Source organism: Archangium sp., from assembly GCF_036389735.1.
In the GTDB taxonomy this organism is placed as follows: Bacteria; Myxococcota; Myxococcia; order Myxococcales; family Myxococcaceae; genus Archangium.
The window spans coordinates 1-25,206 of sequence record NZ_DASVWK010000665.1; the positions used below are offsets into that span (position 1 = coordinate 1).

General features: G+C 68.6%; 21 protein-coding genes and 1 pseudogene. 10 read left to right on the top strand and 12 right to left on the bottom strand.

What is annotated here, in order from left to right; genetic code table 11:
* The 4 genes and pseudogenes from VF794_RS23330 to VF794_RS23345 all read left to right on the top strand — a co-directional run.
* Positions 1-1,473 (top strand): annotated as a pseudogene (locus VF794_RS23330) (DNA ligase-associated DEXH box helicase); the annotation flags it as partial.
* Positions 1,443-2,123 (top strand): ligase-associated DNA damage response endonuclease PdeM, encoded by a 681-nt coding sequence (gene pdeM / locus VF794_RS23335; protein ID WP_331113973.1) that lies wholly within the window; start codon positions 1,443-1,445, stop codon positions 2,121-2,123. The pseudogene VF794_RS23330 and the gene pdeM, both read left to right, overlap by 31 nt.
* A gap of 131 nt (positions 2,124-2,254) precedes the next feature.
* Positions 2,255-3,508, top strand: coding sequence for an AAA family ATPase (locus VF794_RS23340; RefSeq protein ID WP_331113975.1), 1,254 nt, complete (start codon positions 2,255-2,257; stop codon positions 3,506-3,508).
* Positions 3,505-4,104, top strand: a complete 600-nt coding sequence (locus VF794_RS23345) for a hypothetical protein (protein ID WP_331113977.1) — start codon at positions 3,505-3,507, stop codon at positions 4,102-4,104. The genes VF794_RS23340 and VF794_RS23345 overlap by 4 nt, the downstream gene beginning before the upstream one ends.
* An 89-nt stretch (positions 4,105-4,193) precedes the next feature.
* On the opposite strand, the gene VF794_RS23350 is transcribed toward VF794_RS23345, so the two are convergent.
* The 4 genes from VF794_RS23350 to VF794_RS23365 form a co-directional block, all read right to left on the bottom strand.
* Positions 4,194-4,994 carry a hypothetical protein gene (locus VF794_RS23350; protein ID WP_331113979.1) on the bottom strand — a complete coding sequence of 267 codons (801 nt, stop codon included), beginning with the start codon at positions 4,992-4,994 and terminating at the stop codon, positions 4,194-4,196.
* A 182-nt stretch (positions 4,995-5,176) separates the two neighbouring features.
* Positions 5,177-5,920 (bottom strand): Imm52 family immunity protein, encoded by a 744-nt coding sequence (locus tag VF794_RS23355; RefSeq protein WP_331113981.1) that lies wholly within the window; start codon positions 5,918-5,920, stop codon positions 5,177-5,179.
* Positions 5,921-5,933: 13 nt separating this feature from the next.
* Positions 5,934-7,478, bottom strand: coding sequence for a Tox-REase-5 domain-containing protein (locus VF794_RS23360; protein ID WP_331113983.1), 1,545 nt, complete (start codon positions 7,476-7,478; stop codon positions 5,934-5,936).
* A 60-nt stretch (positions 7,479-7,538) separates the two neighbouring features.
* The gene (locus VF794_RS23365) at positions 7,539-9,359 is read right to left on the bottom strand and encodes a thrombospondin type-1 domain-containing protein (RefSeq protein WP_331113984.1); all 1,821 of its coding nucleotides are present in this window, start codon (positions 9,357-9,359) and stop codon (positions 7,539-7,541) included.
* A gap of 235 nt (positions 9,360-9,594) precedes the next feature.
* Here VF794_RS23365 and VF794_RS23370 point away from each other — a divergent pair, with 235 nt between their 5' ends.
* Positions 9,595-10,362 carry an ATP-grasp domain-containing protein gene (locus VF794_RS23370; protein ID WP_331113986.1) on the top strand — a complete coding sequence of 256 codons (768 nt, stop codon included), beginning with the start codon at positions 9,595-9,597 and terminating at the stop codon, positions 10,360-10,362.
* 64 nt (positions 10,363-10,426) lie between these two features.
* On the opposite strand, the gene VF794_RS23375 is transcribed toward VF794_RS23370, so the two are convergent.
* The 4 genes from VF794_RS23375 to VF794_RS23390 are packed head-to-tail and all read right to left on the bottom strand — an operon-like array spanning position 10,427 to position 13,879.
* The gene (locus tag VF794_RS23375) at positions 10,427-11,272 is read right to left on the bottom strand and encodes a hypothetical protein (protein WP_331113988.1); all 846 of its coding nucleotides are present in this window, start codon (positions 11,270-11,272) and stop codon (positions 10,427-10,429) included.
* Between the two features lies 1 nt (position 11,273).
* The gene (locus VF794_RS23380; RefSeq protein WP_331113990.1) at positions 11,274-12,641 is read right to left on the bottom strand and encodes an adenylate/guanylate cyclase domain-containing protein; all 1,368 of its coding nucleotides are present in this window, start codon (positions 12,639-12,641) and stop codon (positions 11,274-11,276) included.
* Between the two features lie 60 nt (positions 12,642-12,701).
* A complete protein-coding gene (locus VF794_RS23385; protein WP_331113992.1) occupies positions 12,702-13,253 on the bottom strand; it encodes a YaeQ family protein in 552 nt (183 codons plus the stop codon).
* On the bottom strand, positions 13,250-13,879 hold the full coding sequence (locus VF794_RS23390; protein WP_331113994.1) for a DoxX family protein: 630 nt from the start codon (positions 13,877-13,879) through the stop codon (positions 13,250-13,252). The genes VF794_RS23385 and VF794_RS23390 overlap by 4 nt, the downstream gene beginning before the upstream one ends.
* A gap of 414 nt (positions 13,880-14,293) precedes the next feature.
* Between VF794_RS23390 and VF794_RS23395 the strand changes: the two genes are divergently transcribed.
* Positions 14,294-14,731, top strand: a complete 438-nt coding sequence (locus VF794_RS23395; protein WP_331113996.1) for a hypothetical protein — start codon at positions 14,294-14,296, stop codon at positions 14,729-14,731.
* A 9-nt stretch (positions 14,732-14,740) separates the two neighbouring features.
* Complete coding sequence (locus VF794_RS23400; protein WP_331113998.1) at positions 14,741-15,010, top strand: DUF2277 domain-containing protein; 270 nt, start codon at positions 14,741-14,743, stop codon at positions 15,008-15,010.
* A 13-nt stretch (positions 15,011-15,023) separates the two neighbouring features.
* Here the strand turns inward: VF794_RS23400 and VF794_RS23405 are convergent, their stop codons facing one another.
* Entirely contained in the window at positions 15,024-16,661 is a 1,638-nt protein-coding gene (locus tag VF794_RS23405) for a methyl-accepting chemotaxis protein (RefSeq protein ID WP_331114000.1), read from the bottom strand.
* Positions 16,662-16,764: 103 nt separating this feature from the next.
* Here VF794_RS23405 and VF794_RS23410 point away from each other — a divergent pair, with 103 nt between their 5' ends.
* A complete protein-coding gene (locus VF794_RS23410; RefSeq protein WP_331114002.1) occupies positions 16,765-17,538 on the top strand; it encodes a LytR/AlgR family response regulator transcription factor in 774 nt (257 codons plus the stop codon).
* Between the two features lie 51 nt (positions 17,539-17,589).
* Here VF794_RS23410 and VF794_RS23415 read toward each other — a convergent pair whose 3' ends face one another.
* The 3 genes from VF794_RS23415 to VF794_RS23425 form a co-directional block, all read right to left on the bottom strand.
* Entirely contained in the window at positions 17,590-18,705 is a 1,116-nt protein-coding gene (locus tag VF794_RS23415) for a GGDEF domain-containing response regulator (RefSeq protein ID WP_331114004.1), read from the bottom strand.
* Between the two features lie 97 nt (positions 18,706-18,802).
* The gene (locus VF794_RS23420) at positions 18,803-20,290 is read right to left on the bottom strand and encodes a glutamate--cysteine ligase (RefSeq protein WP_331114006.1); all 1,488 of its coding nucleotides are present in this window, start codon (positions 20,288-20,290) and stop codon (positions 18,803-18,805) included.
* Positions 20,291-20,305: 15 nt separating this feature from the next.
* Entirely contained in the window at positions 20,306-21,727 is a 1,422-nt protein-coding gene (locus VF794_RS23425; RefSeq protein ID WP_331114008.1) for an FAD/NAD(P)-binding protein, read from the bottom strand.
* Between the two features lie 192 nt (positions 21,728-21,919).
* Between VF794_RS23425 and rlmN the strand changes: the two genes are divergently transcribed.
* On the top strand, positions 21,920-22,999 hold the full coding sequence (gene rlmN / locus VF794_RS23430) for a 23S rRNA (adenine(2503)-C(2))-methyltransferase RlmN (protein WP_331114012.1): 1,080 nt from the start codon (positions 21,920-21,922) through the stop codon (positions 22,997-22,999).
* A 126-nt stretch (positions 23,000-23,125) separates the two neighbouring features.
* The coding region (locus tag VF794_RS23435) for a UvrD-helicase domain-containing protein (protein WP_331114010.1) at positions 23,126-25,206 on the top strand (2,081 nt) is incomplete at its 3' end.

Genomic DNA, 25,206 nt, shown 5'->3' on the forward strand with positions numbered 1-25,206 from the left:
GTGGAGCGCGTGGTGCAGGTGGGCAGCCCCAAGGGCATCGCCCGCACCCTCCAGCGCGCCGGCCGCAGTGCCCACCGCCCCGGCGCCACCGCGCACCTCCTCTTCGTCCCCACCCACGCCCTGGAGCTGCTGGAGATGGCCGCCGCCCGCGAGGCCCTCGCCCACGGGCAGGTGGAGCCCCGTGCGCCCCTCCACCAGCCGCTGGACGTGCTCGCCCAGCACCTCGTCACCTGCGCGCTCGGCGGCGGTTTCTCCCGCGACGCCCTCCTCGCCGAGGTGCGTGACGCCTACGCCTACCGCGACCTCTCCGACGAGGACTTCGACCGCACCCTCACCCTGGTGACGGAGGGCGGCCCCACCCTGCACGCCTACCCGCAGTTCCACCGCGTCACGCGCCTGGAGGACCGCTACGTGGTGGCGGACGCGCGCGTGGCCCGGCTCCACCGCCTCAACGTGGGCACCATCGCCTCGGACGCCAGCGTGGAGCTGCGCTACTGGAATGGCGCCCGGCTCGGCACGGTGGAGGAGTCCTACGTGGGCCGCCTGCGCCCCGGGGACACCTTCCTCTTCGCCGGCAAGCGGCTGGAGTTCCGCATGCTCAAGGACCTCACCGCCTACGTGAAGCCCGCGAAGGAGCGCGCCTCGGCCACGCCCCGCTGGAGCGGTGGACGGCTGCCCATCTCCGGCTCGCTGGCCGCCGCCGTGCGCCGCGCCTTCCACGCCGTGCGCCACGGGCAGCTCGACACCGCGGAGCTCGACGCCGCCCGCCCCGTGCTGGAGGCCCAGGCCCGCCTGTCCCGCCTGCCCGCCCAGGACGCCTGCCTCGCCGAGCTGTGCCAGACGCGCGAGGGCCACCACCTCTTCCTCTACCCCTTCGAGGGCCGGCTCGTGCACGAGGGCCTCGCCGCGCTGCTGGCCCTGCGCCTCACCCGGTTGCAGAAGGCCACCTTCAGCCTCGCGGTGAACGACTACGGCCTGGAGCTGCTCACCCCCGCGCCCTTCCCCTTCGAGGAGGCGCTGCGCCCGGCCCTCTTCACCCGCGAGCGGCTGCTGGAGGACATCCTGGAGAGCGTCAACCTGGGGGAGCTGGCCCGGCGCCAGTTCCGCGACGTGGCGCGGGTGGCGGGGCTGGTGATGCCGGGGCTGCCCGGGGCGCGCAAGTCCACCCGCCAGGTGCAGGCCAGCTCGGGGCTCCTCTATGACGTCTTCACCCGCTACGAGCCGGACCACCTGCTGCTCTCCCAGGCCCGGCGCGAGGTGCTGGAGCAGCACTTCGAGCAGAGCCGCCTCACGCGCACGCTGGAGCGCCTGGAGGGCTCGCCGCTGGAATGCATTCACGTCCCACGGCCCACGCCGCTGGGCTTCCCGCTCGTCGTCGAGCGCATGGGCGCCACCCTGTCCAACGAGTCGCTGTTGGACCGGGTGCAGCGCATGAAGGAGAAATGGCTGCGCGAGGACACCCTGTCCGCCTAGGCGGCACCGAGGTGGAGCTGCGCCCCGAGCGCGCCCTGCACTGGCCCGAGGGCGGCGTGCTCGCGGTGGCGGACCTGCACTGGGGCAAGCCGGAGAGCTTCCACCAGCACGGCATCCCCCTGCCCTCGGGGGTGCTGGAGGATGACCTCGCCCGCCTCTCGGCCGCCCTGCGCGCCACCGGGGCCCGGCTGCTGCTGCTGGTGGGGGACCTCGTGCACTCCCTCCGGGGTCTCACCCCCGACGTGGTGGCGCGCGTGGCCTCCTGGCGCTCCGGGCATGACGTGGAGATGGTGCTGGTGCGCGGCAACCACGACCGGCGCCTGGTGCTGCCCGACGCGTGGCGGATGGAATTGGTGGAACCGCACACGGACCTTGGCCCCTTCCGCTTCTCCCACCACCCGGAGCCCGCCGAGGGGCGCTACGTCTGGGCGGGCCACCTCCACCCCACGGTGCGCCTCAACACGGGCGCGGACCGACTGCGCTTACCCTGCTTCCACCTGGGCACCGGGGTGGGCGTCCTCCCCGCCTTCAGCGCCTTCACGGGTGGCCAGGACATCCGCCCCCGCGCGGGCGAGCGCCTCTTCGCCATCGCCGAGGACACCGTGGTCGAGGTGACACCCGCACGCGCCTCCCGCCGCCCCCGGGGCTGACCTCGTGAGTCACAGAAGGCAAGGGGGGGGGCCGAGATGACGTCCATGAAGGGACTGCTGGTCCCGGAGAAACTCACTGCCTGAGAGCGGGAGGGGGAATACATTCCCCTTGAGTCGCTCCGGAGAAGCCCATGCTCCGCTACCTGAAGCTCGAAGGATTCAAGAATTTCCAAGAGGCACTGCTCCCCCTAGGGCCATTTACGGTCGTGGTGGGGACCAATGCCTCGGGGAAGAGCAACCTGCGTGATGCCTTCCGCGTGCTGCATGGCATCTCGCGGGGTTACACCATTGCCGAGACGCTGGGAGAAAAGTGGGTCGAGGGAGGAGTGCTTCAGTGGCGGGGTATCCGAGGCGGGACGCGGGAAGCCGCGTTCCAGGGGGCTACGTCATTCGCGCTGGAGGTTGGTTTCCACCTCGAGAGGGTTCCGGCAGACGCCTTCTACCGCATCGAGATTGATGTGGGGCTTGGCGGCAAGCCTCCCACGGTCATCGCGGAGCGGTTGGTTGTTGGGGCTTGGGACGTGTTTGACACTGTCTCGAGTGGCCCATCCCCGGGCATGCCACCTCCTTTTCCGCTCATCATCACGATAGGTGAATCCGGAAAGACGAGACGTCTACACAACGACCGTCCAGTGTTGACGCAGCTTCTCGACTTCGAGTCTGGCATGCAGGAAATCGCGAGGGAGACAATTCGAGCGCTGGCCTCCATGCGCTTCCTCGACCTGTCACCTGACGCCATGCGCGTTCCCTCGATCCCTGGACAAACGATTCTCGGAGATCGAGGTGAGAATCTGTCATCGGTCCTGCAGGCCATTTGCCAGCAGGAGTCCACACGGAATGCGCTGGTGGAGTGGGTGCGTGCGCTGACGCCGCTGGATGTCGTGGACTTCGAATTCGTCCCCGACCAAGTGGGGCGTGTCTTGGTTTCCCTCGTCGAACAGGGGGGCCAGCGAGTGTCGGCCTACAGCGCCTCGGATGGAACCCTGCGCTTTCTCGCGACCATTGCCGCGCTATTGGGGCCCACTCCGGCCAATTTCTACTTCTTCGAGGAGTTGGAGAACGGCATTCATCCCACGCGGATCCATCTGCTCGCCGCGCTCATCGAGCGGAAGGTTTCCGAGGGAGCGATTCAGGTCATCGCTTCCTCGCACTCGCCGCAACTCCTCGGGCTGTTGGGGCAGGCTTCGCTGAAGCATGCGGCGCTCGTGTACCGCTCCGAGGGGCGCAGCGATGCACGGATCCGGCGCATCTTGGATATTCCCGAGGCGGCCAGGGTCCTCCAAGAGCAGGACCTCGCCCGCCTGCATGCGTCGGGATGGCTGGAGGATGCAGTGGCCTTCGCGGAGAGTGATGACACTCCCGAGCAGCCCGAGGCTTCGCCGTGAATGTACTCGTCATCCCAGAGAACTTCGCGCTCGACCAGTACGTCCTGAAGCCTCTGGTGAAGGCAATGATGTCCGCGGTGGGCAGGCCGCGTGCCGTGGTGCGCGTCTGCCAGGATCCACTCCTGGGCAGCGTCGACCAAGCACTGAAATGGGAGCGAATCCAGGAGGTTCTCGTTCGCTATCGCGGCATGGTGGACCTGTTCCTGCTCATCGTCGATCGCGACGGGGAGCCTCATCGCCGTGGCCGTATCGACACCATCGAATCGCAGGCGGCGGAGGTCCTGGTGGCATCTCGGCGGCTGCTTGGCGAGAACGCTTGGCAGGAGATCGAGGTCTGGGTGCTCGCGGGACACGATATCCCCAAGGATTGGGCCTGGGCCGATGTGCGGGCCCACCGTGATCCGAAGGAGGCTTACTTCGAGCCCTTCGCGAAGCTCCAGGGGGTTTCCGAGCAGCCCTATGGCGGCCGGGAGTCGCTGGCGAGGGCTGCCGCGTCCAGATACGAGCGTGTCCGCCAGCTCTGCCCAGAGGACATCGGTGCCCTCGAACAGCGCATCCGCGGCTTCCTCGATGCACGCCGCACGACCTCCGGGTAGCAGTGAGCAGGTCTCAGAGAAGCCGAGCAACGTGAACCGATTGGACGTGCGGAGGGACGGAGGAGGAAAGCATACCGAGAAATTGCCCCTCACTGCCCGAGCGATTGGGGCAGCGGCTGGGGCAGCATGGAGGTCGTGTAGCACTGCCCTTGGTACTCGTAGAGTTCCTCCGGGCACGGGGCCTTGAGCATGTGAGGCACCCAGCAGGCGCCCATGATCTCCACCTCGACACGCGGCGTGCAGGGAGGGCGCTTCTGCCCTTTGTAGGGCTTGCGCGGAAAGGGGTGGGCGAGAGGGGGCCCACCATCCACGGCGCCCCTGGGCGAAGAATTGCCCGTGAAGGGCACTGCGGTGTCCGTCGGCACCTCGTGGCTCATGGGAGCTGGCCCGGCTCTCGCCACGGGCTCCGGACCGCTCGGCGATGGGGACACGGGAGCATGACGGCCCACGGTGAAGGCCAGGGCGCACGCCGCGGCGGCCCCGACCAGCTTCACCAGCCCCAGGTGCTGCCGGGGGCGGGGCTCCTCGGAGGCGGAGGAGGCGTGGGCCATGCGCCCCACCGCCTTGTGCACATCCTCCAAGGTGGACACCATCGACTCCACCGATTGCCTGTCGGGGGCCACGGACCTCGAGGTTTGCTCCACCTCCATGGCGTCGTAGGCAGGCGAGGCCGAGGAGATGATGCGGACCCGCAGGTCCAGCGGCACCGCGCCCTCCTCTTCCTTGGCGGCGGGCTTGCGAACCAGGGCCGGCGCCCCGGTCGTCACGTGCGTGGCCCGGTAGAACTCGCCATGGCTGTGGTCGTCCTGCGGCACCTGCTCGTGAAGCTGGTACGGCCCCAGCCGCTCCGCTTCCTCCCAGCTCGACTCGGACTTCTTCTCCTCGTCCACGCGTGCTCCTCACTGGCCTCCCGACCTGCTCAAGGCCCAACGCTCTTGTTCGCACACAGCCATGCACCCGATCCAGGAGGTGCACGGTGCCTCCGGGGAGTCCTACTGCCCAGGTGACACGCTCGGCGCTCTCCGTCGGCGGGGCCGTTCGAGTCCTTTACCACCCTCCTGGGGACCTCGTGTCACTCGCCAACCAGCTCGGAATCGGGCCGTTCGATGAGACCCGCCCGGTCCAGCAACTCGCGCACGCGTGCGGTGAACGCCACGTGCTCGGGGTTGTGCGCCATCATGCGCTCGGGAGAGAGGACGAGAAGCCATCCCAGTGTGCCCACCGGTTCGACGCGCACGGGCGCGGGCAGCGGGGGCAGCTTCCCCAGGCGGCGTGACAGGTACGTCAGCCAGCCCACCCGCACCTCCCTTTTTCGCTTCTGGACGAGGTCCACCATCTCGGTCGAACTGGCCATCGCGAAGTCCGGGTCCCACGCCGTGGCCATGCTGGTGAGCACCTCGGCCAGCACTGGGGCGCTCAGAATCCGCTCCGCCGCCGGCCCCTCCTCGGGCGGGTAGATCAGGCAGGTGTTTCCCGATCCCCATGGCGAGTATTCCCCGCAGTGAAGATGGATACTGGTTGCATCCTTCTTCGCATTCACCACGACCTCCATGAAGCCCAGGTCTTCGATGACCTTCTTGCCGACGTCCGTGCGGTTCCTCCCGCGAAGGAACAACTGCTCCCACTCCTCGACCGCTGGCCGGACCGGGTGGCCTGGCAGCTCGCGGGGGGCGCCACGTCCCCCCCGGTACCACTGGGTGAACGTCGGGTCACATCTCGTCAGCAGATGGAAGAAGAGCTCCGCGCGCTGGGCACACTCCCGCGCTGTCTCCTTCCGAGGTCCCCAGTACGCCCCCACGTAGTACCACTCCCGCATGCGTGCTCCTCCCCTACCGCACTGGCGGCGTATGGCGTACGGTGATGTTGCCCAAGCCTTCGCTCGCGAAAACCTTGCGAAGGAAGCTCGCGAATTCCGCCTCGGCAACGTGCCAGACCATCGGCAAATTCAGCGTCATGGCAAGCCTTGACTGTCGGTGCGCCTGCTGTAGCAGCCCCTTGAACCCCTTTCCATTGACGAACCAGGGCTGTCCTCTACCGCTCTTCGTGAGGAAGTTCTTGTAGCTGCCTCCCTTGGCCTCAAGCAATTCCTTGCCGTTGAAGCCGTCGAACTCCGCCTCGCCAATCATGTACACATACCAGGCGGGCCGTCCCGTCACCTGCTCCTGGTAGTCACGGGCCTGCGCGGACTCGGTGGTGGGTGTCTTGTACGTCCACTTGCCGGGCCCTTGCGCCGAAGCCGTCTGGGAGGAATGACCCGCCTTGCCGCTCGCGCCGCCGGTGTTCCCCTGGCCCCTGCTCGCCATGTGGAGGATGGAGAGGGCTCCCAGGTCCATGCCCGCCGTGGTCGTCCCTGCCGCCACCACGGCTCCGCCCAGCACCAGCTCGCCCCTGGTCGTGAGCGACAGCACCGGCAGCTCCGCTCCCAACCCGCCCATGCGCCCCACCGTGGCCTCCGCGCCCCCGAGCATCATGAGGACATGCGTGGACAGGCGCGCAGCCTCGCGTATCTGGTCCTCCCAGGACATGGCGCCGTAGCGCGCGAAATATTCGGGCGAGGAGGCGATGAGGCTCGCCACCGAGGTGGGCAGTTGCGCGAGGTCCTCCACGGAGCGGATGGGGTGGAGGAGGGACTGGGCCAGGGCCACCGCCATCTCCGCCATGGCGTCCTGGGCCCCGTCGAGCGCGGCATTGAGCGGGTCTCTGCCCAGGCCCAGCTCGGCCAGGGGCGGGCTATCCGCGCGCCGTAGGGCCTCATTCACCGGGTAGAAGACACCACCGCGCGAGAAATAGAAGTCGCCCACCCGGAGGCCGCCCACCCTCCACTCGCCCCGCACCAGTTCGAGTGGGCCCAGGCGCTGGATGGGCGTGCCGGTGAGCGCGGCCACCAGGTAGCCGTCCGGGCGCACCAGCACCAGCAGCCAGAAGCGCTCGGCACGCCACTTCAAGTCGGCGTACTCCACGCGCTCGCCGCCCTCGAGCACCTCGCGCAGCAGCCAGAACAGCACCCGGCGAGGGACGAAACTCCTCTGTGTGGCGGGCGTCTTCGCCAGGCGGCCCAGGAGCTCCCGCGCCGACCCCAGGTAGAGTGCCGCGCCCGCCGGGTGCCGGGCCTCTTCCCCGAGGCCGCTGGCCTCCTGCACCACTTGGAAGGGGTCCGCCGTCCGCTCGGGGAAGCCGTCGGAGCCTCCCACATCCTCCCCGGGGACGAGGATGACCGCGGGCAGCTGGGGTCCGGAGTCGTAGCGGAACGAGGTGGCTCGCGCGTGGAGACCGCTACCGCTCATCAGGCTCCCGCGAGGAGAGCCCGTGGCGCACCCTTCCAGGAGCACGACCGCCGCCAGGGCCAGGAGCACTGCACGCAGTTGAGTGGACAAACCGCACTTCTCCCAGCCACATGGGCTGAATCTGGCCAGCCCCTGCGCCCCGGCGCTGGCTCAAGGACAGGTTCTGGAGCAGCCAGGCTTGGTGGTCCAGCAATAGGCGCTTTCAGCCCAGTAGTAGTAGTAGCCCGTCGTGCCCGCGTTGAAGGGCGAATTCGACTGCGGACCCCACTGCACGGTGGACCTGGTGACAGCAGGGCAGCTACCGAAGTCGCAGGAGTACTTGCACTCCGCGGCACACACCTCGCAGCTCTGAGAGGCCGCGGCCTTGGCTCCGGTGCAGTTGCTCTCATCCACTGTCGCCCCGTCCTGGATGCGCTGGCAGGTGACGGTCCGCGTCTGCATTCCCGTGCCGCAGTCATTGGAGCAGGAACTCCAGCTTCCGGTGGCCCAGGTGTACGTGGTGCAGGAATCGCCCGTGCAGCTCTGTGAGGTCGCCGGCCTGGTTCCGGTGCAGAAGCTGTCAGCCATCGTCACGCCGTCCGAGCGCCGGCAGGAAACAGTCCTCGTCTGCGTCCCCGTGCCGCAGGCGGTAGAGCACGCGCCCCAGCTGCCATTGGTCCACGCATAGGAGATGACGTCGATGGTGAAGTTCTGGAGGGTTTGCTGTCCATTTCCATCCTTCACCATCGCGCTGATGGTGAACGCCCCCCCGCTCGCGGGCGCCGTCCAGACCACCTCGCTCTGCGAGGCGTTGCTCACCGGCTTCCCCACCGTCCCTCCGCTCGCGCTCCATGCGAACGTGATGGCCCCACCCTCGGGGTCATACGCGCTCAGCGCGAGATTCACCGTCTCCCCGGCCAGAACCGACTGGCTCGACTGGAACGTTCCGGCAATCACCGGCACACCGTTGGGCACGGAAGGCGTGCCCACGTTGATGCCCAGCTGGCCCGTCGTGCTGCCCTGGCGGTTGTCCGTCACGGTAACCGTCACCCTGCACACCCCGTTGGCGGGAGCCGTCGCGGGCGCCGTCCAGACAGGGCTTTTGATGGACACATTGCTGAAGCTGCCGCCACAGCCGCCGTCGGCCCAGCCATAGGTGATGGGGTCATTGTCGGGGTCCGCGGCGGTGACGTCCAGGTTGACCACGCCCCCCGGAGCCACCTGGCCGAAGGGGGTACCCACGACCTGCGAGGCCACGGGCCAGGCGTTGAAGGAGACGCTGACGTTGGACGAGCTGCTGGCCTGCACCACCGCGATGGTCAGCGATACGCCCGCCTGCCCCCCCCTGCCGTCGCTCACGGTGACGCTGAGGGTGTGGTTTCCGGAGGCAGCCGATGCCGTCCACGTCGGAGTCGCCGTGTTGGCATTGGCGAGCGTTCCTCCCGTGGCCGTCCACGCATACTTCAGCGTGTCGGCAGCGTCCGCGTCAGAGGCGGTGACCGAGAGCGAGACGGACTGGTTGGGGGCCACCTGCGACGCGGAGGTGGTGACCCCGGCGATTCGGGGCGCGCTGTTCACGAAGGGATGAGGCGCGGTGTGCTGCTGGAGCAGGATGGTCACGCCGGTAGGCGCACCACTGGTGATGGGGACGCCCGTCATCTGCCCCTCGTAAATCTTGGCATTGGCCGCGTCAAACGCCTCGGCGAGGAAGGTGCGGTTGGTCCCAACCGGAATGCCGCCGATAACCCCTTTCCACTGCCCTCCGGTCTTCACGAGCTCGCGGACGATGTTCGGCGAGATGCCCGTCCCGCTCACGGAGAGCGTGACCTTCGTGACATCGGCGGAGGTGAGGGCCTGGGCCGAGACTCCCACCTCGGCGGTGCCCTCTTCCTCGGTGGGAGACGTGCAGGTGGGGAGTGCCGCAACGAGAAACATCGCAAAGGTCACCGGCAGGAAACGCTTCCAGCCGTGCGTCTGCACGATTGCCATCATGGACTTTCCTTGAAGAGGGAGGGTGGCGGCCAGCTGCTCGGACAGCATGAGGGGGTGTTCGGCTCGTCCCGCGTTCACCTTCGTCGGCTCGAACAGGACCCCCCCTTGAAATGAATGAGCCGACGGGCTCGAAAATGATGCAGAAAATCTTCGGGCTCCCCCCTACCTGGCAGGGGGCCCGGTTGCGTCAGGAGCGCACGAGGCAGTACGTCGGAGTGCCCCCAGGGAGTGGCACATGCACTGGATCGTCCAGAACAACCTGTTCAACGAGCGCGGCTTTCACGACCTGGTGAGCACCCTGGAGCACGGGGGCATCCCGCACACCCTGGTGAAGGTCATCCCCTTCGGTGGCGGTATCGAACCGGCCATCGAGGTTCCCGGCCACCTCATGGTGATGGGCTCGCTCTCCCTGACGCGCTACGCCCGAGAGCGCGGCTGGGTTCCTGGCGCCTTCCTCAACGACAACTTCGACTTCCGGATCTGGCGCGAGCACCTGGGCTCTCATCTGCTCAACGCCGATGCCGGGGTCTACCGCTTCGCCGACGTCCCCCAGCGCGGCGGGCCGTTCTTCATCCGCCCCTGTCTGGATGACAAGGCCTTCTCCGGCATGGTCACCACGTGGGAGGAGTTCGCCAGCTGGCGCGAGAGCGTTCTACGGCTCGAGGAGTACACCACCGTCAACGCGGAGACGGTGGTGGCGGTCAGCGAGCCGAAGACGATCCAGCGCGAGTACCGCATGGTGATCGTCGATGGCCGGGTGATTACCGGCACGCGCTACAAGCTTGGGGACCGGGTCCTGTCCTCACCCGAGGTCGAGCCGGAGGTCCAGGCGTTCGCACAGGAGATGGCCGATCGCTGGAACCCGGATCGCGCCTACGTGCTGGACGTGTTCATGCACGAGGGGGCCCTCTATGTCGGGGAGATCAACAACCTCAACTCGGCGGGCTTCTACGCCTACGATGTCGGCAAGATGGTGGCGGCCATCGAGGCGATGCGCTTCTGAGCGCAGGTGAAGAACCTGACCCCCTCAGTGAACCGGGGTGAGGCGGCGCGCGAGGGGAGTCAACCTACTCGCCGCCTCCATCCGACCGCGCTGCTGCCTCCAAGGCCGTGTCGAGTTCGACGGCCTTCTTGTGCTCCTCCCAGGCATTCAGGGCTGACGCCACATGGTGGAGAGAATGGCGCTTCAGCCTCCGGTGGTGCACCGCGAAATAGTGCTCCCCGGCGATCGCCACGAAGGCATAGGGATTGGCTGGGTGGCTCATCAACCACTCCTCCGCCTCCACTCGTGTGGCGAACGAAGGTAGTTGTGGGGGGATTCCCCTGGCGGTAAGTGCCTCCATCGCCGGCTCTATCGCATAGTCGCGATACATCCCGCGCGTATTATCCTCACGTCTATACCAGAATTGATGATAGTCATCGCCAATGAGGAGGTGGGCTGGGCTCGGTGGCTCCGCGACACCCTTCATCCATGCCTGCGCCTCCTCGTATTTGGTGAAGTGCACGATGACCACCGGGGCATACTCCAGTTGGTTACTGAAGAAGTCCTCGACCTCATCGACCTGTCCAGTCTCAGCGATGAAGCTGAGGAGGGCGATGAGAAGGCACACGTGCTGCTTTTGTTCGGGCTCAAGTGTCTCGGCCAGTGTCTTGAGCAACAGTTCCACCGCCAGTTGCGCGAACGTCCCTTCGTGCTCGCCCAGGCGTGGGCTGACGAGGGGACGTTCTGTTGGAGCAGCCCCCCCGAATGAGTCTTCGAACCGGTAGACTTGGCCTGTGACGTGGACGAAGTCGCTGAGTGCGCGCACATAGCGCCAGAGCGCCTCTTCCTCGTTTCGACCCATCAAACTCGCCGCTTGCCGCCGAGATGCGATGAGAATCGCCACGTTTGCAAGCGTATCATGGATGTTCATTTCAGTGGACCGGGGCGGGCGCAGTGCGCGCGGGGAGTCCCTCGATGGTGAAGACAGGCACTGGCCGCGCCTTGCCCTTCACCGAGACCTCGCCGAGCCCGCGCGTGGGCAATACCCCCGCGAGTGCGTCGCGTGTCCCCGGCGAGAGCAGCAACCGCGTTCCCAGCTCCTTGTTCAACCCCTCCAGCCGGGACGCGGTGTTCACCGTGTCGCCGATCACCGCATACTCCACCCGCTGCGTCGCCCCGAGTGTCCCCACCACCACCGGACCGGTGGCCACGCCGATGCCCATCTCCAATTCGGGCAGCCCCCGCTCGCGCAGCCGGACGTTGAGCGCCTCCATCGCCTCCAGCATCTGGAGCGCCGCACGCACCGCCCGCTCGGCGTGAGCTCCCTGCCGGAGCGGCGCACCAAAGGTGGCCATGAGGGCGTCGCCGATGAACTTGTTCACCGTGCCGCCATGCGCGTGCACCGCCGGGATGATGGCCTGGTAGTGCGCGTTCAGCACCTCCAACACCATGCCCGGCGACAGCTTCTCCGAGAGCGCGGTGAAGTCGCGCAGGTCGGTGAAGAGGACCGTCACCTCCACCATTTCGGCCCGGGCCTCGCCGTTGGCGTTGATGACTCCCCGGGCAACCTCCGGCGCCACGTACTTGCCGAAGAGCTGGATGACCCGGCTCTGTGCCGCGCTCGCGTGTCCCGCCCGCCGTGCCAGTTCCCGGGCCCGCCGCGCCGTGAGCGCCACCACCACCGTGCAGGCGATGAAGGCCATTCCTCGAACGATCCAGAGCATCCCCGCCGGGAAGCTCCCGAGCTGCTCCAGGAGCCCGGCGTCCACGTGCGGCTGGATCGCCCACATCGACACGCCGGTGATGACGATGGCGAACACGCCAGTGAGCAAGCACGCGAGCGGATCCTGGCGCAGCCCCGCCGACACGAGCACGAAGAAGGCCAGGAACGAGAGCGGTGCCGCCCCGCTGTAGAGCACCGTCGGAACGCCGTGGCCCTGCTCGATCGAGCCGAGCACCGCCACGAGGGTGAAGTCCGCGAGGACCAGTGCGTCCAGCGCCGAGCTGATCCGCGCGTACAGCGGCCGGTACCCGCTCCGGCGCACGAAGAGGTACCAGCCCCAGCACCCGAGCAGCAGGCCGCCCGCGATCCAGGGCATCAGCTGCTGCACGATCCTCGGCGTCGGGCCCTCGTTCTCCCAGGCGCCGTTCATGACGATGGCCATGCTGAAAGCCAGCGCCCGGACGAGCGAGACGAGGCGCTCACCGTGCGCCGATTCCTCGCGCAACAGGTTCTCGATCTCCCGCTCCTCCTCCAGCTCGGGACGTCGGACCGCTTGGGGCTCAGCGTGGGTTTCCATCGCGAGCGAGGGTACCGCAGGTTCCTCGGTCCGGTGCCCGCCCAAGGAACGGAATGAGCTTCACGGGGCTCCGCGGGTCAGCGGACCGTCGAAGCTCTGCCCCTCGCATTCGGCATAGACGTGATCGCCGACGATGGTCAGCGACAGCTTGATCCGTCGTGACTCGAAGCCGGAGAGCGCGCGCAGCAGCCCGGCGTCGATCGCCGCCAGCTCGGCCTTCGCCACGCGCGTTGCCTTCACTTCGCGCGCCTCGGTGAGGAACGCCTCGAGCCGCTGGGGCGACTCGAACAGCACCGTCACCTTCGCATGCGGGTTCTGATCGACCGCGCGCTGGAGCTTCAGCGGGTCCGCCTTGCCGACGCGGACCCAGCTCGTGACCAGGCCGGTGTAGTCGCGGCACTCGAGGTCTGGCTCCTCGGGTTCGCCCAGGCCCTTGCCGAAGGTCAGCCGCTCCTCCCACAGCCAACAGAACGCGAGCACCCGCAGCCAGACGCGCTGCATGGTCTCGGAGGGGTGACGCGCGACCTTGAGGCTCAACTGCGGCTGGTCGATGGAACGATCGACGTGACTCAGGGCGATCTGGAAGTCGTACAGCGTTGGGGCGAGGGTCATCTGGACAGGGAAGGTGCTGCCTCGGGTGCGTGGAAGAGCTCCCGGGCCACGGGCCTCCACAGCAGATACACCATCGCCGCGAGCAGGCCCACCTCCAGCGGCAACCGCCACGCTTGATTCATGACGGGCAGACCATCCAGCACGACCGGATTGCCCCGCACCTGGCGCACACCCACGGAGAGCGCCACCAGCATGTCCACCGCGAGCGGCAGGGCACACAGGCGGGTGAGGAGCACCGTCGCCGGCATCCAGGCACTGAGGATGAGCCCCACTCCGCAGAGCACCTCCATGAGGATGACCATCCACGCGTTGAACAGCGGGAAGGGCACGCCCAGCCCGGTCAGCATCCGCGCGAAGCCCTCGGGTCCCGAGGCCACCGCCAGGTCCGGCGCCCCCACGAGGAACGGGAAGGTGCTGGCGAAGGCCTTCATCAGCCCGAAGGCCAGGAAGATGACTCCTGGCACATCCCGGAGCGGCCTGCGTCCCAGCGTCTCGGGGACCTGCTCGGCCCAGGCCTCACGCCGCACCGCGAGCATGCGACGGATGCGGGGAGCCCTGCTCTCCGAGGGGCGCGAGGGAACCACGGCGGGCACGGCATGTGCTGCGGAACGCCCTCGAGACTTCATCGGACCCCTCCCCGCCAACCCTGTAAAACCCGTGAAATGCTTGGGTCGCGGAAAATTATGAGGTCAGAAGAATTCCGCAGCCTGCCCTGACGGACGAGGCGCCCGCCCACTCCAGGACAGAGGCTGCGAATGCGCCGACTCTATACTCAACGCCTTCTGACGCTTCAGGAGGCGGAGTGATGTCCTGGGGGTGGCGAGACCGCGTGGGGAGTCTCTGGGTCGTCCTGGTGCTGCTGGGCCTGCCGCTCGACGCCGCTGGTGGCGCTGGAAGAGACCTGCCGCGAGCCGCTGAAGAAAGAAGACGAGTGACAGAAGCAGGCCTGCTGGCGAGCGTCTCGCCGAGGGCTTGGGGCCACCAGCAGGTTGGCGACGCGGGCCCGCGCACGCATCTTCCCGGGGCGGGAGGTGTACGCCATGGGCGATGAACGACTGCCGCGGGCGCTCGGCTGGGGGAGTGTCGGCTCGGGGCTTGTCCTGCTGGCCTTCGCGGACCGCATCCGCCGCCTTCTTCGGCTGCGAGGCCGGAGCGCGCACGTGCGCGCCGCGGGAATGCGCGACGTCGTCATCGGCCTGGGACTCCTGATGCACCGCGACCGTCGCCCGTGGTTGTGGGCGCGCTCGGTCTCGGACGCGCTCGACACGGCCTGGCTCTGGAAGACGGTACGGGAGCGCCCGCGTGGTGCCCGTCGGCGAGCCGCCGTCGCGGCCGGAGGCCTCGGGCTCACGCTCGTCGACTTCGCCGAGGTGCTGCGCCTTCTCAGGCGTTCACCACCTGCCGCCGACCCCAGGGCAATCCGGCGTTCCACTCCTGGGACCAGTCCCCTCGAAAACGGACAGCCTCGGCTCTGTTAGCCTTGGGGCATGTGCCGGAACATCAAGCCCCTGTTCAACTTCGCGCCTCCCGCCACCGATGACGACATCCGCGCGGCGGCCCTCCAGTTCGTTCGCAAGATCGCCGGCACGCGCAAGCCGTCGAAGCAGAACGCCGATGCCTTCGAGGTCGCCGTCGAGGAGATCTTCCAGAGCTCGAAGCGCATGCTCGAGGGGCTGGTGGCGACGACGCCGCCGAGGGATCGGGCGAAGTTCGAGTCCATGAAGAAGCTGCGCTTCAAGAAGGCCGAGCCCCGCTGAGCAAACCGCGCTGTCACCTCCTCGGGAGGGACAAGCGCCCGGGTGCGCCCCGCTCAGCCACGCGCCCACCCGTGCCGAACTCCAGGAACGAGAGCCGCCCGTCCTTCGAGGAGGACGTCTCCCGCTGGTCGATCCGGAAGAACGCCACGAGCTGCCGCAGCACGTCGGCCTGCGCGGACACCTCCTCGGCCGTGGCCGAGAGTTCCTCGGAGGCCGAGGCGGACTTCTGGGCGATCTGCTCCACCCGCACCATCGCCTGGCTGATCCGCGCCACCGCCAGCGACGGGCTCGTGCAGTCGGTGGCCACCTCCTGGACGAGCCCGGCCGTCTGGCGGATGGAGGGCACCAACTGCGAGAGCAGCACGCCGGAGCGCTCGGCCACCTTCGTGCTGGAGCCCGCCACGCCGAGAGTCTCCCGCGCGGCCACCCGGCTGCGCTCGGCCAGCATGCGTATCTCGGAGGCCACCACCGCGAAACCCCGACCGTGGTCTCCCGCGCGCGCCGCCTCGATGGCCGCGTTCAGGGCGAGCAGGTGGGTCTGATAGGCGATCTCCTCGATGATGGAGATCTTCTCGACGATGGACCGCATCGCCTCCACCGTCTCGCCCACCGCCCGGCCGCTCTCCTCGGCGTCCTTCACGCCTCGCAGCGCCATCTGCTCCATCCGCCGGCTGTTGCTCGCGGTCCGCTCGATGGACTCGCGCATCCCCATCAGGCCCTGGGTGGCCTCCTCGACCGAGGCGGCCTGAGCCCCCGTGCCCTCCGAGAGGGCCTGTGAGGTCGCTGAGACCTGATCGGAGGCCGCGGCGAGTCCGTGCGAGCCGGTGCGAATCTCCCCGATGATGCGCGAGAGGTCGCCGCTCATCGCGTGCATGGTCCCCATCAGCATTCCGAGCTCGTCCTTCGACTCGACCTCGAAGTGATGGACCAGGTTTCCCTGGGAGATCTCCGTCAGCACCCCGGTGGCCCTGCGCAGCCGGACCACCACGGAGCGCAGGGACGTCACGCCCAGCAGGACGAGGAGGGCGAGCGAGACGAGCAGGGCCACCAGCGTCCAGGACACCAGCTGCTCGCTGGAGCGGGCGGAGGCCGCCACGAGCGTCCGCATCCGCTCGCGCTGGAGGGTGCCGGCCTGTTCGAAGCGCTTGCTGGCACGGGCGAAGGCCTGATCCATCATCGCCATCCGCTGCCCGGCCTTGAGCGTGGCGGACTCGAAGGCGGCACGGTCGCCGGACCGCTCCGCCTCGCTCCGTTGGCGCGCGGCGGCCAACACCTCCCGGGCTCGGGAGACCAGCTCCTCGACCGCGTGCTTCACTGGTGCCACCTCGCGAGCCAGGAGCGGGTCGGACGCGAGCGCCACCTCGAGCACGAGGAAGTGGCGCTCGTAGTCCCGCTGGTACTCGTCGAACCGGCCCTGCTCCCCCGCGAAGTCCCAGCTCTCGAGCACGTCATTGCCCGGCGTGTTGAGCCGCTGGAGGAGTTGGGCCGCCTTGTCGAGCCGCTCCGCCACTTCCAACTCCTGGGAGACGGCGGAGTTGTTGTCGCGAACGAGCCCTCTCATCCAATACAGGGTGCTCCACAAGCCCATGAGCACGCTCGCGGCCACCGCCAGCAGGAGGAACAGCTTGCTCTGGATGGATGACGTCCTCATGGTGTTCCCCAGTCTGGATGAGCACCGAGCATAGGGGCCGGGGGCGCGACATGCAGCCACCCCCCATGGAGTGTGGGCCCGCCCTCGCCTACACTCCCGGCGCGTGAGCCAACCGCTGCGCATCCTCATCGCCGACGACGAGCTCGTCGCCCGTAAGCGCCTCACGCGCTTGCTGGCGGCCTTTCCCGACACCACCGTGTGTGGCGAGGCCGCCGATGGCGAGGCCGTGCTCGACGCGGTGCGCGCCGGCGGCGTGGACGTGGTGCTGCTCGACATCCACATGCCCGGGCTCAGCGGCCTGGACGCGCTCGCGCTGCTCCCCGAGGACGGACCCCATGTCGTCCTCGTCACCGCCCATGCCGACCACGCGGTGGACGCCTTCGAGCACGGCGCCGTGGACTACGTCCTCAAGCCCGTGGAGGCCTCGCGCCTCCAGAAGGCGCTGGAGCGCGTGCGCAACCGGCTCGTGCCCCGCCCCCTGGAGCCGGTGAGGGGCTCCGCCGTCGACCCGCTCTCGCGCCCCCTGGCCCGGCTGCCCATCCCCACCCGCCAGGGCATCGTGCTGGTGGACCCGGAGACCATCTCCCATGCCACCCTCGAGGACGAGCTCGTCACCGTCTTCACCTCGCAGGGGGACTACCTCACCGACTTCACCCTCCAGGAGCTGGTGGACCGGCTGCCCGCCGAGGGCTTCTACCGCGTCCACCGGCGCGCCCTGCTCAACCTGGCCCACGTCACCCGGCTGGAGCCGCTGGAGACGGGCGGCTACCTGGCGCGCACAGCCCGTGGGCAGACGGTGGAGGTGAGCCGCCAGTCCGCCCGCGAGCTGCGCCGGAGGCTCGGCCTGCGCCGCGGCACGGACGAGGAACCCGCGTGAACGAGCACCCCCGCTGAGGGGCGTGCCCGTTCCCACCCTGCTCGGCTCACCTCAGCCCTTGGTGGCCAGCACCACGCGGTCGGGACCCGTCTCCTTGGAGGAGCGCAGCGCCTTCTCCGCGGCGGAGATGAGCTCCTGCTCGTTGCGGGCATGGTCCGGGAACACGGCCACCGCCGCGGTCACGGAGACCTCGCCCACGGAGCTGCCACTGCCCTCGGGGAAGTCGAGCTCCTCCACCGCCTTGCGCAGCTTCTCGGCGTAGAGGCGCGCCCGCTCCGCGTCGGCGTTGCAGAGCACCACCCCGAACACGTCCCAGTCGTACCGGGCGGCGATCTCCGAGGAGTTGTCGCTCCGGGCGTGGGTGACCGGGTCCTCCATCAGTTCGTTGACGAGCTGGGCCACCCGCCGCAGCAGCTTGTCGCCCTCGGCGTAGCCGCGCGAGAGGTTGAAGCGCCGGAAGCGGTCGATGTCCACGAGCACCAGCGCGAGCTTCTGCTCGCGGCGCCGCGCGCTCACCAGTCCGGCGCTCAGCGCCTCCTGGAAGTAGCGGTGGTTGTAGAGCCCCGTCAGCCCGTCGCGGAACGCCAGGCGCTCGCTCTCGGGGATGAGCGACTGCGAGGCGCTCTTGGCATCGGTGGGGCGCGGCTCGGGCGCCTTGGCGCGGGCGCTCGGCAGCGGAGCTCCCGCTCCCGGCTTGGCCGCCACCCCGCCGGCGGCCGGCTTGGCGGGACGCAGCCCGAGCTGCTCCTTGAGCTCCTGCACCATCTTGTCGCGGATGGAGAGCAGGGCGGCGTTGTGCACCGCCTGCCCCACCGTGTTCTTGAGTTCCTGCTCGGTGAACGGCTTCGTGAGGAAGTGGTTCACCCGCGCCTCGTTGATGGCCTTCTGGGCGTCCTCCAACTTCTGGGAGGCCGTCACGAGGATACGGGCGGCATGGGGTTGGAGCTCGGCCACCCTCTTCAGGAGGTCCACGCCCATCAACCCATCACCAAGGTTTTGGTCCGAGACGACCGCGTGCAGTTGTTCCCGCTGGAGGACCTCGAGCGCTTCCTCAGCGGACCGGGCAAGAAAGACGGTGAAGTCCTTGCTCAGGTAGTACTGCATCAAAGCCAGCATCGTCCGGTTGTCCTCGACGACGAGGACCTTCGCAGCAACAGGCTCACTCACCAGGGCAGACCAACGAAACGAGGGGCATGGAAGATAGCTGAAGCGTCGCAAAGGTGAGGGCCTGCTCGCAAGTCCTCGTCGCAGGTCGACTGCTGGTTCAGTCCAGTGGCCACTCGTGGACCGGCCTGCCAGACGCAGCGTGAACCAGATAACGCTCCAGCAGGGCGGCCATGGCGTCCGGGCGGGGAAGCTGGGCTTCCAATCTGGCCAACATCTTCCGCTGCCAGCGTGCACCCGTGGTCCGTGCACGGACCCGGGCCTCCACCACCGAGAGGAGCGCGTCCGCCTCCTCGGCCTCCACCCCAGCACCCACGAGGCCGTCGCGGGCCACGGGCAGCAACCGCTCCACCAGCTCCAGGGCGGGCACCGGCCGGGGCGAGGGCGCATAGCGCTCGGGCCACAGCAGCACGGCGTCCAGGCCCTCCTTGGCCGCGCGCAGGAAGTTGCCCCGCGCACACATGAAGGGCAGCCCCGGCAGCAGCGACTCCACCTGCTCGCTCAGCCCGAGCGTGAGGCCCAGCAGCAGCGCGCCGTTGGCCAGCATGTCCACCACCGTGGGGCCCGCCGGCAGCGCGCGCAGCTCGATGCGCACGTGGCCGCCCGCGCTCGGGTCGTAGATGGCGCGGTTCCAGCTCCACACGGTGCCCTGGTGCAGCCGCAGCTCGTCCAGTCGGGGCACGCCGCCCCCGGCCACGCCCGCCAGCGGGGACTCCGACGAGAGCACCGGCAGCAGCGGCGCGTGCAGCGCCACCGCCTCGGCGAACAGCTCCAGCGGGCCCTGGCGCGCCCAGCCGTGCCCGAAGGTGACGCGCCCGTGCTGTGGCACCCCGGGCTGGGGCTCGCCCCGGTCATCCACCGCCTGCCGGAAGAGCGCCACGCGCGTCTCGTCCCACAGCCGCCGCCCCAGCAGGAAGGGCGAGTTGCTGCTCACCGCCAGCACGGGCGCCGTGGCGAGCTGCGCCGCGTTGTACATGCGCGCGAAGTCCGCCGGGTCCACCCGCAGGTGGTACTGGAGCGAGGTGTTGGCGCCCTCGGGCGTCACGTCGTCCCACTCCAGGGTGAGCGAGTCCTCCCCGCCGATGACGATGCGGAAGGGCGTGTCCCCGCGCAGGCGGCGGATGGAGGCCGACAGCGCCCGGTAGCGCGGCATCCCCGTCATGGCGCGGCTGCCCAGGTCCACCTCGCGCAGAGTGGGGAGGATGCCCATCACCGCCACGCGCGCCCCTTGCGTGGCCGCCGCGCGCCGCACCTCCGCCAGCGCGCTCTCGAACTCCGCGCGCATCGCCGTGAAGGGGCGCCCCGCCAGCGGTGCCGGCCGCAGGTTGCATTCGAGGTTGAAGCGGTCGATCTCCACCGTCACCCGGGGGTCCGTCGTCTGGTCCAGCACCTGCTGGTTCACCGGCAGCGGGTAGCCCGCGGAGTCCACCAGGAACATCTCCAGCTCGGCACCGATGGTGCGCGGCCCCACCCCGAAGCCAGGGCGCTCCAGCACCTGGCGGAGTGCCTCCAGGCTCTCCTTCAGACGCTTGCTGAAACGCTCATACTCCTGGGGCTCGAAGGACTCTTTGAGGATTTGAAGGCCCATGACGGCGTCGCTCTCTCAGGAGAAGGTCGGCGGCGAAGGGAAGGCGTCGGCTCTGGGAGCATGGGGACGGGCGTCGAGCCGCGCCAACAGCCCGCGCGCCAGGGCGTGCGCCTGCGTGCGGATCTCCGGGACGGCCGTGCTCTCCCACAGATCGCCCCGGCGCAGGGGGCCGAGCGTGAAGAGCACCTCGGAGGGCTGGCCCTCGGCGTCGAGTAGCGCGCCATCCGCGTCCGTGGCCAGGCCGAGCCCCAGGGCATCCGCCCGGACGAGCCCCGCCTCCAGCAGCCCGCGCAGCAGCGGGTGCCCCCGGGCGATGGAGCAGTCGGGGCCGGTGCAGTTGATGACGTGCTGGACGCGGAACACGCCCTCCCACCCGAGCCCGCGCGGCTGGACGCGAACCTCCACCCACTCCGGCCCCGTCGGCAGGAAACCCCGGACGCGGCCCGCGTGGATGCGCAGCAGGCCGACCCGCCGGAGCTGCTCCAGCGTCTCGTTCACCTCGGGGGCCATGCGGTGGCGGTGCACGTCCCAGTAGGCGCGCAGGTGCCGCAGGAAGCGGCGCCGCTCCGGCACCGGCAGCCCCCGCCACAGCGCCGCCGTCTGGGGCCGCAGGGCATCCATCACCCCGCGCCAGTCCGTGCTCTCCGGGGCACTCCGCGCCTCGTGGCGCAGCGCCCGTAGCAGGGTCCGCACCCGGAGGGGATTGGAGGCGTCCAGGGCCTTGCCCGCGACGACTCCGGGGCGCTGCACGTGCGGGAGCAGTCCGTGCCGGGAGACGGCGTGGATGCGCCCCTCGTGGTTGCGCTCGGCCAGCGAGAGCACGGTGTCCACCATCGTCAGGCCCGAGCCGACGAGCATCACGGAGTGATGCGGCTGGATGTGGCGCAGGGCCCCTGGGAGCCAGGGGGAGCGGACGTAGCGGGGACTCGAGTACAGGCCGAAGTCCCGCACTGGCAGGTCGGCCGGGAGCGCGTTGCCCACCGCCAGCACCACCGTGCGCGCCTGGAGGACCCTGCCCCCGGCCAGCGTCACCCGCGCCCCCTCACCGCTCCGGGACACCGAGACGACCTCGCCCGCCACGGACTCCAGGTGGACGCCGGGCGCCGCGCCCTCCCGGGCCTCGCGCAGCACCGCCTCCAGGTAGCGGCCATAGCGTCGGCGCTGCACGAAGTCGCCGGGGCCCGTCTCCGGCGCCACGCGGCGCACCCAGCGCAGGAAGTGCTCGGGGTCGTCCGGAAAGGCGCTCATCCGCGCCGCCGGGACGTTGAGCAGGTGACTGGGGCTCTCCGTGGAGTAGGCCAACCCAGGCCCCACCCGTTCCGAGCGCTCCACGAGCGCCACCCGCAGGGGCCCCCGGGCATTCTTCAAGAGTTGGGCCGCCAGCAGCGTTCCACTGGCACCGCCCCCCACCACCACCACATCCCACCGCGGCTCCATCCTCACCCGGGGACAGTAAGTCGCCCCAGGGGGTCCTACATCCCCCCTTGACTGTCCAGTCACCAGACGAGCGAGTACGAATCCCAGGAGCCGTCTCCCCTCCGACATATAGAGGAGGGAGGCGGCTCCGGGCCCGACCGGCCGCCCGCCGCCCATGAGTCGGGCGCCCGGGTGTGTTATCGCTCCGTGACGATGCAGCCCACGCCCTCTCCCCTTCCGGTCAACCTGTACGACCTGTCGCGAGCCGCCCTCGGTGAGCTGCTCGCCGGCTGGGGTTACAGCGCCTACCACCGCGACCTCCTGTGGGAGGCCCTCTACCGCCAGCAGGTGGAGTCGTTCGACGCCCTCACCGGGCTGCGGCCGGACCTCGTGGGGGCCCTGCGCGAGCGCACCCGCCTGGAGCGGCCCGTCACCCACCACGAGGTCTTCAGCACCGACGGCTACACCCGGAAGCTGCTGCTGCGGCTGCGCGACGGGCAGACCGTGGAGACGGTCCTCATGCGGTTCAAGGGCCGGGCCACCGTGTGCCTCAGTACCCAGGCCGGCTGTGCCATGGGCTGTGTCTTCTGCGCCACCGGGCAGATGGGCTTCGTGCGCCACCTGACGCCCGGGGAGATCATCGGCCAGGTGCTCCACGTCACCCGCATCCTCCGCGAGACGAACGAGTCGCTGCGCAACGTGGTGCTGATGGGCATGGGCGAGCCCCTGCACAACTACGACGCCACCCTGGCGGCGGTGGACACGATGGTGGACCCCAAGGGGCTGGCGCTGGCGCCGCGCTTCATCACCTTGAGCACCGTGGGCGTGGTGCCCGGCATCCGCCGGCTGGCGGACGAGGACCGGCCGGTGCAACTCGCCGTGAGCCTCCATGGGGCCACGGAGGCCGAGCGCGGCGCCCTGGTGCCCGCGGCCCGCAAGTGGCCCCTCGCCGAGCTGATGGATGCCTGCCGCTACTACGTGGAGAAGCGCAAGCGCCGCATCTTCTTCGAGTGGGCGCTCATCGCCGGGCAGAACGACACGCCCGAGCAGGCGCACACCCTGGGCCGGTTGCTCGAGGGCATGGACGCGCACGTCAACGTCATCCCCCTCAACCCCACGGTGGGCTACGCGCAGAGCCCCAGCGGCCCCGAGGCCGTGCGCGCCTTCCAGGACATCCTCGCCAGCTACGAGGTGCCCAGCACCGTGAGGCAGCGCCGCGGCATCGACATCGACGCCGGCTGTGGTCAGCTCAAGGCCGCCGTCGAGCGCCAGCGCCCTCCCACCGCACCTTAGACGTGCTCGTCTTGCCGGACCCTCCGCGTCCTGGTCTCCGCGGATGAATCCCGCCAACATCCTTACTGACAAGAGCGCTAGCGCTCATAGGCCAGCGTGGGCTGCCCACCCTGGAACGGAAGATTCATGAACACCATTTGGATTGGCGAGAACGTCTTGCGTGTGCTGGGAGAGCAGGGGCACGCGGCGATGGCCGAAGCCATCATGCACCTCGACAGCAATCCGCCATCCGCGACCAGTGGTGGCGTGAAGTTTGAGGTCGCGGGAAAGCGGTTCCTCGCGGGGGCAATCCTTGAGAACGTCTACGCGCTCCTCGACGTAGCTCCGACGCGGGAGCGCCCCCCTCCACGCGAGTGGCGGTCCCTCATCCTCCCGGGTCATGTAGTAGACGAGTTCCTGGATCACAAAGACTGGGAGGCGCTCTACAAGCGCCTGCTCGACATCGCTAACATCGCGGAATCCCGGGAGCGCTCCGGGCTCAAATACCTCCGCCAGCAGCACGTCCACACCATCTTCGCGCCAGGCGGCTATCACCGGCTCCACTTCACGGTGGAGGGCGCCAATCTGTCGACGGTCCTCGGCCTTTTCGAAGCCGACCTCTGGTCCACCCACACCAACTCGGCCACCATCCGCCAGCCGACGCCCCAGCAGCTCTCCGCGTGGAACAAGCTCCATGAGAACGCGCTCGAATCCCAGCAGGGACTGCCTCGCCTGATACTGCCCGCAGAGCAACCACCCGTAGCCGCGCCCGCTCCGCTGCGGGATGGATGGATCACCCTCAACCAACTGCGCGAACATGGCATCGTCCATGAAGAGACCATGCGCCAAGTCCTCGCCATGAGGGGTGAGGACGAGCTGCTCGAGCTCATGGGCCAGGTTTCGGATGAGCAGTTCGAGCTCATCGAGCGGGCCTTCACGAAGTGGCTGCACGCAGAGGCACGCCGCCGGGAGCGCAAGCTGACCACGCTTGAGGTCTACCAGCTTACCGCCAGCTCACGCAGCGCGCATGGGGCACGCTCCTTCGAGGCGGCAATGGCTCTGCTGACGCCTCAGCAGTCCAACGTGCTCAAGCTCGGGCGCGATGTACCCATCCGGCTTCAGGGTGGACCCGGTACGGGAAAGACCTTCACCGCAGTCATGCGGGCGGGCATGCTGGCACGCCGTGCCAAGGACCAGGGACAGCCTGTTCGGATCGGCTTCTTCGTCTTCAACCACGACCTAGGAAGCAAGATTTTCGAGCAGATGCTGGCACTGGGACTCGATCCCTTCTTGGAGGAGAGTTCGCCGCAGCACATCGTGATCACCAGCCTCCACGATTGGTGCGCCCGATTCGTCAAGGTGGACGAGCTGAAGGTGGAGCCCCTAGCCCCCTACCGAGCGGAAAAAGGCGATGGCCATCGGCGCGCGGCCATCGAACTGGCCGTGGACGAGGCTCGCAAGCGCCTGCGGGGACTGGAGTACGATTCGTTGTGGGCCCTGTTCGATATCAGGAGCAAGCACGGCCTCTGGGAGATCGAGACGGAGATCAGTCAGTTCATCAAGGCCCGCGACATCGCGGATCTGTCCTCCTATCTCAACGAGAAGCGCCCGCCCGGATGGTGGCTAGCGAACACGGAGAAGACCTTCAAGAAGTTCGTGTGGGAGATCGCCACCATCTACAACGACACGCTCAGAAATCTGGGCTTCGTGGATTCAGACGACCTCACCAACGACGCCATCAAGGAGGTGACCAAGACTGTCTGGCAGCAGTACCGCAAGCCGGAGCAGGGCTTCGACTATCTGATCCTCGATGAGGCGCAGGACTTCTTCCGCAACCAACTGACGCTGTTGCGGCATCTGGTGAAGCGCCCTGAAGGCTTCATGATGTGCTTCGATGAGGCCCAAGCCGTCTACTCCCGCTACCCCAGTCTCAAGGACATCGGCTTCGACACGGATGTGCGCTTCCAGGGAACGCGGCTGGAGCAGAACTTCCGTAGCACCCGGCAGATTGTGGCCGCACTCCAGCAATTGCTCAGCAACTATCCCACCCTGGGCCTTGTCGATAATTGGGGCGCCTTTACTTCGGGAAGCGAGGGGACGGGTGAACGGCCTGTCGCATGCGGGTTCTCCACCGCCACGGCCATGCTCGATCAGGTCCGCGATATCATCCGGGGAGAGTTCCGCAACGGCATGAAGGCCTCGGACATCGGGGTCATCGGTTTCGACGA

What these genes read in the sequence shown, in the direction of transcription:
- VF794_RS23385 (WP_331113992.1), bottom strand. Translation starts at nt 13,253, where the DNA reads ATGACCCTCGCCCCAACGCTGTACGACTTCCAGATCGCCCTGAGTCAC.
- VF794_RS23405 (WP_331114000.1), bottom strand. Translation starts at nt 16,661, where the DNA reads ATGAGGACGTCATCCATCCAGAGCAAGCTGTTCCTCCTGCTGGCGGTG.
- VF794_RS23355 (WP_331113981.1), bottom strand. Translation starts at nt 5,920, where the DNA reads ATGCGGGAGTGGTACTACGTGGGGGCGTACTGGGGACCTCGGAAGGAG.
- VF794_RS23375 (WP_331113988.1), bottom strand. Translation starts at nt 11,272, where the DNA reads ATGAACATCCATGATACGCTTGCAAACGTGGCGATTCTCATCGCATCT.
- VF794_RS23395 (WP_331113996.1), top strand. Translation starts at nt 14,294, where the DNA reads ATGGGCGATGAACGACTGCCGCGGGCGCTCGGCTGGGGGAGTGTCGGC.
- VF794_RS23370 (WP_331113986.1), top strand. Translation starts at nt 9,595, where the DNA reads ATGCACTGGATCGTCCAGAACAACCTGTTCAACGAGCGCGGCTTTCAC.
- VF794_RS23365 (WP_331113984.1), bottom strand. Translation starts at nt 9,359, where the DNA reads ATGATGGCAATCGTGCAGACGCACGGCTGGAAGCGTTTCCTGCCGGTG.
- VF794_RS23390 (WP_331113994.1), bottom strand. Translation starts at nt 13,879, where the DNA reads ATGAAGTCTCGAGGGCGTTCCGCAGCACATGCCGTGCCCGCCGTGGTT.
- rlmN (WP_331114012.1), top strand. Translation starts at nt 21,920, where the DNA reads ATGCAGCCCACGCCCTCTCCCCTTCCGGTCAACCTGTACGACCTGTCG.
- VF794_RS23380 (WP_331113990.1), bottom strand. Translation starts at nt 12,641, where the DNA reads ATGGAAACCCACGCTGAGCCCCAAGCGGTCCGACGTCCCGAGCTGGAG.
- pdeM (WP_331113973.1), top strand. Translation starts at nt 1,443, where the DNA reads ATGGCTGCGCGAGGACACCCTGTCCGCCTAGGCGGCACCGAGGTGGAG.
- VF794_RS23420 (WP_331114006.1), bottom strand. Translation starts at nt 20,290, where the DNA reads ATGGGCCTTCAAATCCTCAAAGAGTCCTTCGAGCCCCAGGAGTATGAG.
- VF794_RS23340 (WP_331113975.1), top strand. Translation starts at nt 2,255, where the DNA reads ATGCTCCGCTACCTGAAGCTCGAAGGATTCAAGAATTTCCAAGAGGCA.
- VF794_RS23425 (WP_331114008.1), bottom strand. Translation starts at nt 21,727, where the DNA reads ATGGAGCCGCGGTGGGATGTGGTGGTGGTGGGGGGCGGTGCCAGTGGA.
- VF794_RS23400 (WP_331113998.1), top strand. Translation starts at nt 14,741, where the DNA reads ATGTGCCGGAACATCAAGCCCCTGTTCAACTTCGCGCCTCCCGCCACC.